Genomic DNA, 7,231 nt, shown 5'->3' on the forward strand with positions numbered 1-7,231 from the left:
AAAGCAGGTGATGTCAATGAAAAAAAATCCATTAGAAGGTAAGATCGCGACGGTTCAATTTGATTCAGGCTTACAATTTCGACTTGATTTTTTACCGGATAATCAAATGCGCTGGACTTCCACCGGTAAAGAAGATGCCGGGGCTACAGCAGTGGAGACGATCTATGTGGTGTCGTATCCAGGTGATATTTTATCGATCGATTGGGTAGAAGAATCAGGGCTGTGTGTCTCTTACACACTAGATGTAGCCAATCAATATGTAAAAAGTTTTATGACCTTTACCGATGAAAACTATCGCGGTGGGCGCCGACCGTTCCTTCATGAAGGACCATTCCAGTTTATTTTAGAAAATGGTGAGCCCGACAAAACCTCGCTAGCAGGCTAGCAAAATTCAGCAGCGTTTAGCTTACTAACCCAAAACAAACCTGATCCAATAGCTGCGCGCTATCGGGTCAGGTTTGTTTTTTTACAACTAGTTATTTTTCAGGGGTGGCTAGTTCTTGTTTGGCCTTTTGGATCTGGGCCAGCACTTGATCAAAGCCGGTACCGCCTAACGAATGCCGCCGAATGACCGCCGTTTTTGAAGCTAGTGTGTCGTAAATATCGTTTTGGATCAGCGGGGTGATCGCTTGGTATTCCGAAAGGGGCACATCTTGTAAGTAGATTCCTTTTTGGGTACAAGCCAAGACTAATTTACCAACGATCTCGTGCGCTTTTCTGAAGGGGATACCTTTTGCGGCTAAATAATCAGCTAACTCAGTGGCATTGGAAAAATCTTTTTCCGTTGACTCTGCCATATGACTTGCGTTGACTTGCATCGTGTCTATCATGCCGGCCATGATCTCTAAACTCGTCAAAACGGTATGGACGGTATCAAACATGCCTTCTTTATCTTCTTGCAGATCTTTATTATACGCTAATGGCAAACCTTTCATCACAGTCAACAGTCCCATCAGATCACCAAAGACCCGTCCTGTTTTACCCCGAATCAATTCTGCCATGTCCGGATTTTTCTTTTGCGGCATGATCGAGCTGCCAGTTGAGAAAGTATCCGTCAATTCCACGAATTTAAATTCATGGCTACACCATAAAATGATCTCTTCACAAAACCGTGACAAATGCATCATCAAAATTGAGCTGTTACTCAAAAATTCTAAAATAAAATCCCGATCACTGACACCATCTAAACTATTGTGATACAGATCAGCAAAACCTAACTCATCTGCGGTCATTTGCCGATCGATGGGGAAAGTCGTTCCCGCTAAAGCAGCACTGCCTAAAGGAGATAAGTCGATCCGCTTGATGCTTTCTTCAAAGCGCGCTTGATCCCGCGACAACATCCCATAATAAGCGAGCAAATGATGACCAAATGAGATTGGCTGGGCATGCTGCAAATGCGTATAGCCGGGCATGATGGTCTCCACGTGTTTTTCCGCTTGTTTGACTAATACTTGCCGGAAATTTTTGATGTGAGCGATAACTTCAAAAACTTGCTCTTTCAAATATAAATGCATATCCGTTGCGACTTGATCATTCCGGCTACGCGCCGTATGTAGTTTGCCAGCAACTGGGCCGATCTCATCGGTCAACATTTTTTCCAAATTCAAATGGATATCTTCATTTTCGATCGTAAAATTTAATTCTCCTGCGGCTAATTTTTCCGCTAGTGTCTTCAACCCTGCACTGATTTCCGCTGCTTCACTTTCCTTGATAATTCCCGTTTTACCAAGCATTTTCACATGAGCTAAACTGCCTATGATATCTTGTTTAGCTAACTGATAATCAAATGGGATCGACGCACCAAACGCATCGATCCACGCTTCATTTTTGCCGTCGAACCGGCCGCCCCAAAGTTTTGCCATCAAAATCACCTCATCGATTTTTTTCCTGTCTTTTCAAAAACTGAACATTACAGTCAGTCCAATTGTAACTATCAAATAAAAATAGCCGGAGAAAACTCCGGCTAGTGGCGTAGCTGGACTCACTGTTCCAGCTTGTTCGCCAAAAGGTGTAACCAAACTCACTGTTTTGGCTCATCACCGCGTGGGCTAAGGGAGGAGGTGCCTGATACAGACACCTCAGGATGATGAAGTATTGCTGGTTTCCTTATTTCCTTCCGAGGAAAAGAAACTCACCGAAGAGCAATGGCAAGATGTGAACTGGATAGCCTTATTTACCGGCAAGTAAAAGCTACCTCACATCCGTTCACGTTGCACGCATCCAATTTTTTATTAAGCTGTCGGTTGCTCCTGTTTAGCAACTTTAGCTTGGATCTCTGCGTTTACTTTAGTTGGCAAGCCCCATAGTTTAATAAAACCAACCGCTGCTGCTTGATCAAATGTATCAGCAGATGTGTAAGTCGCTAAGTTTTCATCATATAAACTATTGGTTGATTTCCGACCTTCGACGATCACGTTACCTTTGAACAATTTCACCCGCAACGTCCCGTTTACGACAGCTTGCGATTGTTTGACAAAAGCGATCAAAGCTTCAGTTGCTGGATTGAACCACAGACCATCATAAATGATCTGGCTCAATTGTTGTTCGATCATTGGTTTCAAATGTGCCATCTCCCGCACGAAAGTCAAATCTTCCAACTCTTTATGGGCCGTCAACAAGACTTCAGCTCCAGGACATTCATAAACTTCTCGAGATTTGATCCCTACGAGCCGGTTTTCGATGTGGTCGATTCGGCCGATCCCGTGTTTACCGGCAATCGTATTTAATTCCATGATCAATTTCGCAAGCGGCATCGGTGTGCCATTTAACGCAACGGGGACACCTTTATTAAATTCGATCTCTACCATGTCAGGTGTGTCAGGCGTATCTTCTAATTCAGCGGTGATCGCATAGGCTCCTTTTGGCGGAGTTGCCCAAGGATCTTCTAAGACGCCGCATTCACATGCCCGGCCCCATAAGTTTTGATCGATTGAATACGGATTATCTAAATCAGCGGGGATCGGCACGCCTTTTTCAGCTGCGTAGTTGATCTCTTCTTCCCGTGACCATTTCCATTCCCGCACTGGGGCGATGATCTTAAGATTTGGATCAAGCGCTGCGATGGAAACTTCAAACCGCACTTGGTCATTACCTTTACCAGTACAACCATGAGCGATAGTGGTCGCCCCCGTTTGATGGGCTAATTCAACTAATTTTTTTGAGATCAAAGGCCGTGATAAGGCGGAGACTAACGGATAAGAATTTTCATAATACGTATTGCCTTGTAACGCAACTAACACAAATTCTTGAGCGAACTCTTCGCGTGCATCGATGGCGTAAGATTCGATTGCGCCAACTTGCAACGCTTTTTCTTTAATGAAGGCGGTGTCCCGACCTTCACCAATATCTAAACAGCAAGCTACGACATCGTAGCCTTCATCAGTCAGCCATTTAATGGAAACGGAAGTATCTAAACCACCTGAATAAGCTAAAATTACTTTTTCTTTTGTCATCCTCAAAACTCCCTTGTATTTGATTGGATTCATGCAACTCTCATTTCTAACTTGAGGCTATCTTAGCACCGTAAAATACAAAAAGCAAGCATTTTGTAAATATTTATGCAAAATAATTTTATATTTTTGTTTGTTTATACATTTGAATGAGAAAGAGTAACGAGGGGATGTGCTAGATAAATTAGAAAAATATCATGAGATTCAAGATGCTTTCTTTGGATTTAATTCAGAAAAAGATTGACAGATGCACATTGAGGAAGTATTATGGTAAATGGTATTGTTTGCCCCACGAGAGCCCCGGAAACTCAAGTGTTTGTCAAACATTCGAAACTTAAATTGGAGGAAGAAATCGTGCGTACAACATATATGGCTAAGCCAGGCGAAGTAGAACGTAAATGGTACGTAGTAGACGCAACAGATGTTCCATTAGGACGTCTTTCAACAGTTGTTGCTTCTGTACTACGTGGTAAAAATAAACCAACATTCACACCACATGTAGACACTGGTGATTTTGTAATCGTAATTAATGCAGATAAAATCAAACTGACAGGTAAGAAAGCATCTGACAAGATTTATTACCGTCACTCAATGTATCCAGGTGGATTGAAACAAGTCTCTGCTGGTGAACTGCGTGCTAAAAATTCTCGCCGTTTGATCGAAACTTCTGTTAAAGGCATGTTACCTAAAAACACTTTAGGCCGTGCACAAGGCATGAAACTTCACGTATACGGTGGAGCAGAACATCCACATGCAGCACAACAACCAGAAGTACTAGATATCACAAACTTAATCTAATAGGAGGGAAATTCATTGGCACAAGTTCAATATAGCGGCACAGGCCGTCGTAAAAATGCAGTTGCCCGCGTACGTTTAGTACCTGGTACTGGTAAAATTACTGTAAACAAAAAAGACGTTGAAGAATATATCCCACATGCTGACTTGCGTTTAGTTATCAACCAACCATTTGGCGTAACTGAAACTGCTGGTTCATATGACGTATTCGTAAACGTAGATGGCGGGGGCTATGCAGGTCAAGCCGGCGCTATCCGTCACGGTATCGCTCGGGCTTTACTAGAAGTAGATCCTGACTTCCGTACACCATTAAAACGCGCAGGATTACTTACTCGTGATTCACGGATGGTTGAACGTAAAAAACCAGGTCTTAAGAAAGCGCGTAAAGCGAGCCAGTTCTCAAAACGTTAATATATTTTATATATCGACATTCAAGACACTTTTCAATTTTGGAGAGTGTCTTTTTTTGGCTCTTTGCAAATAGTGTTGTTCAGAATTAAATCAGGAAAGGAAACGTTTCGGCGTTTCCTTTTTTGATGTTATCAAATAATCGTAAATAGACTCTGTTGAACCATGACTCTCCGGCGCAAATGACGGAACGTTCTAAATCCAAAAGCGATCCGTTTAATGACTTTGATCAGATTATTTTTCCCTTCAAGTTTCCCGTTTGAATACGGGTATTGAAGAGAATTGATGACGGCTTTTTTATGCTTCGTTAAGTACTTGACTGATTTTTTGAACTCGGTTGGAAGTGTTGCAGGAAGCGTCTCAATTAATTCAAAAAAGATTTTGAAATCTTTCGCATCAAATGTAATCAAAAGATCCTGATAGACTTCATAGCAGACACGCAAGTCAGAATCGATCGAGAGTAAATAATCCACGACCTCAGACTCCACCAAGTACTTCTTTTGAAAAAGCGGAAACTGTTTACGCGAAGTATAATTGAGCTTGGCATTCTTTTTCAGGATGGTCCGCCAGTACTTCTTAAATTTCCGATAGTCTTTCCTAGCTTGCGCATTATTTTTATTCAGACGTTTCATGGCTTGGATGCGCTGTTTATTCAATGCTCTAGTCAATTGTTGGATGATGTGAAACCGGTCAATTGAGATCATGGCTTTAGGAAAGACCTCCTTAATAACCTTGTCATAAGCGGCATTCATATCCATCACAACATGGCGAACTTGTTTGCGGGCTTTCCAAGTGAAACGCATGAAATAGGCCTTTAGTTTGAAATTCCGACGATCATCTAGAATATCAAAAATCTTTCCAGTATCCGCGTCGCTGATAATAAAACACATCGCCCCTGGACAATCTTTTGTGCCTTTGAATTCGTCAATCAGCAGATGTTTAGGTAAATAGTTAAGCTTTAAACGCGTCTCAACGAAAAAAGCGTCTAAGACGCGTTCAACGGTTTTCGTTGAGACATAGTAGCGCTTCGCAATCTCTTTCATCGAGATTTTTTTCTTTAAATCAACGGCAATCGCAAACTTTAAGGATTGTGCGATTGAACAATGTTTCTGAACATAATAGGTTTCCGCCGTAAAAGTATGATGGCAATCTTTACAATAAAACCGCTGCTTGTACAATTCTAAGTAAGTCGGAACCTCTTGGTAAGGAAGTAATTGAATCATAGTCTTTTTGAACGAGTGACGATTGACGGAAGTCAATCCACAATGAGGACATCTTGGTGGATCATAAGATAAGAAACCCGTAAAGACAGTTGCCATATGGCCTCTTACTTTTCGTTTAGCGACAGCCTCTTTTGAAAAAGAAATGTGGGAGTCTTTGATATTAAGTAGTAATTTGATGGATTGATCTAAGTTTTTGTCTGCATGTCTGATATTCTTATTGATGGACACTTGTTTTTCCTCCTATAATTGGGTTTGGCGATTTAATTATAGAGGAACCAAGTGTCTTTTTGTCATAAAAAAAGATATTTAGTGTTCCTACTCATTCGAGTAACAACACTAAATATCATAGAACTAAAAGTATGTGGCTAAGGCTTTGTCGTATATTCATTAAATATTTAATATTGTATAAAAAAGTAAAATCAATATTCCTAAGCCGATTCCCAACCAAACTATTTTTCCGATAGGATGATTTGGATTTATTGTTAATCCTGGACCGTAAGCTTTAGGAATAAAAAATGGTTGTGGTGCGTCATCTTCTTTTTTATAAAATGATTTGTAAAGAATATAACTAGAAATAATAAGTGGAATACAAATAAGAATAACAATAGTAGCTAATATGTTTTCATTTATCTTCTCTTTAAAAAATATATCAGATAAACAAAATGCCACAATTAGCACCAGAGATATAGCTGTGATATAACTAGCAACTCGTTCTGTCTTTTTCTTCTTGATTAGTTTATAATCATCTTCTACTTTTTTCATGTACTCAGAATCTCCTTTTAACATATAGTCAAGGGATAAAGAATAGTTTTCACTGAGAGATATGAGCGTGGGGATATCTGGAAAGTTTTTCCCGTTTTCCCAATTAGAAATAGTTTGTCGTGTAACGAACAATCTTTCTGCCATATCCTGTTGGGTAATTCCTAATTCAGTTCTCCGATCTTTTAGTATTTGTGCAAACATTCTTCATTTCCCCTTTCACTAATATGATAGTACAAAAAAAATAATTTATTCAAGAAAGCTTGATTTGACAGTGCGCAAGAAATTCTTGCTTGTCATTTTAGGAAGAAATTTCCATACTGACGTTGTAAGTAATTATATCTTAAATAGAAGTTAGATAGTATAAATATGTGACTTTTATAAGTGATAGTTATTTACTAAATATAAATGTGAAAGAAGGAATAAAAATGAGAAAAACAAGTGACAGATTATTTGGAGAACCTTTGAGAACGCCGATTGTAAAATTAAGCTAGACAACTAAAAAAGTCACTTGTGCTACACTCAAAATAGTTCCGACCAAAGAATTATAAGGAGTGAGTACAAATGACCTATACCCATCTTACAACAGACGAACTT

At 39.9% G+C, this 7,231-nt stretch carries 7 protein-coding genes; 3 read left to right on the forward strand and 4 right to left on the reverse strand.

Translation table 11 applies throughout. The features are described from left to right. The first annotated feature begins 16 nt into the window (after positions 1 to 16). A complete protein-coding gene (locus tag GVJ38_RS11500; RefSeq protein WP_159723296.1) occupies positions 17 to 385 on the forward strand; it encodes a MoaF-related domain-containing protein in 369 nt (122 codons plus the stop codon). Between the two features lie 91 nt (positions 386 to 476). Here GVJ38_RS11500 and argH read toward each other — a convergent pair whose 3' ends face one another. Then, positions 477 to 1,862 carry an argininosuccinate lyase gene (argH, locus tag GVJ38_RS11505; protein ID WP_159723297.1) on the reverse strand — a complete coding sequence of 462 codons (1,386 nt, stop codon included), beginning with the start codon at positions 1,860 to 1,862 and terminating at the stop codon, positions 477 to 479. A gap of 369 nt (positions 1,863 to 2,231) precedes the next feature. Continuing rightward, on the reverse strand, positions 2,232 to 3,452 hold the full coding sequence (locus tag GVJ38_RS11510; RefSeq protein WP_159723298.1) for an argininosuccinate synthase: 1,221 nt from the start codon (positions 3,450 to 3,452) through the stop codon (positions 2,232 to 2,234). A 348-nt stretch (positions 3,453 to 3,800) separates the two neighbouring features. On the opposite strand from GVJ38_RS11510, the gene rplM reads away from it, so the two are divergent. Beyond that, positions 3,801 to 4,247 (forward strand): 50S ribosomal protein L13, encoded by a 447-nt coding sequence (gene rplM / locus GVJ38_RS11515; RefSeq protein WP_327785598.1) that lies wholly within the window; start codon positions 3,801 to 3,803, stop codon positions 4,245 to 4,247. A gap of 15 nt (positions 4,248 to 4,262) precedes the next feature. After that, complete coding sequence (gene rpsI, locus GVJ38_RS11520; protein WP_159723299.1) at positions 4,263 to 4,655, forward strand: 30S ribosomal protein S9; 393 nt, start codon at positions 4,263 to 4,265, stop codon at positions 4,653 to 4,655. 131 nt (positions 4,656 to 4,786) lie between these two features. Here rpsI and GVJ38_RS11525 read toward each other — a convergent pair whose 3' ends face one another. Beyond that, entirely contained in the window at positions 4,787 to 6,103 is a 1,317-nt protein-coding gene (locus GVJ38_RS11525) for an ISL3 family transposase (protein WP_159723300.1), read from the reverse strand. A 159-nt stretch (positions 6,104 to 6,262) separates the two neighbouring features. Continuing rightward, complete coding sequence (locus tag GVJ38_RS14345) at positions 6,263 to 6,838, reverse strand: helix-turn-helix domain-containing protein (RefSeq protein WP_235032884.1); 576 nt, start codon at positions 6,836 to 6,838, stop codon at positions 6,263 to 6,265. Between the last annotated feature and the right edge of the window lie 393 nt (positions 6,839 to 7,231).

Origin of the sequence: Enterococcus sp. CSURQ0835, assembly GCF_902706605.1 — a bacterium.
In the GTDB taxonomy this organism is placed as follows: Bacteria; Bacillota; Bacilli; order Lactobacillales; family Enterococcaceae; genus Enterococcus_A.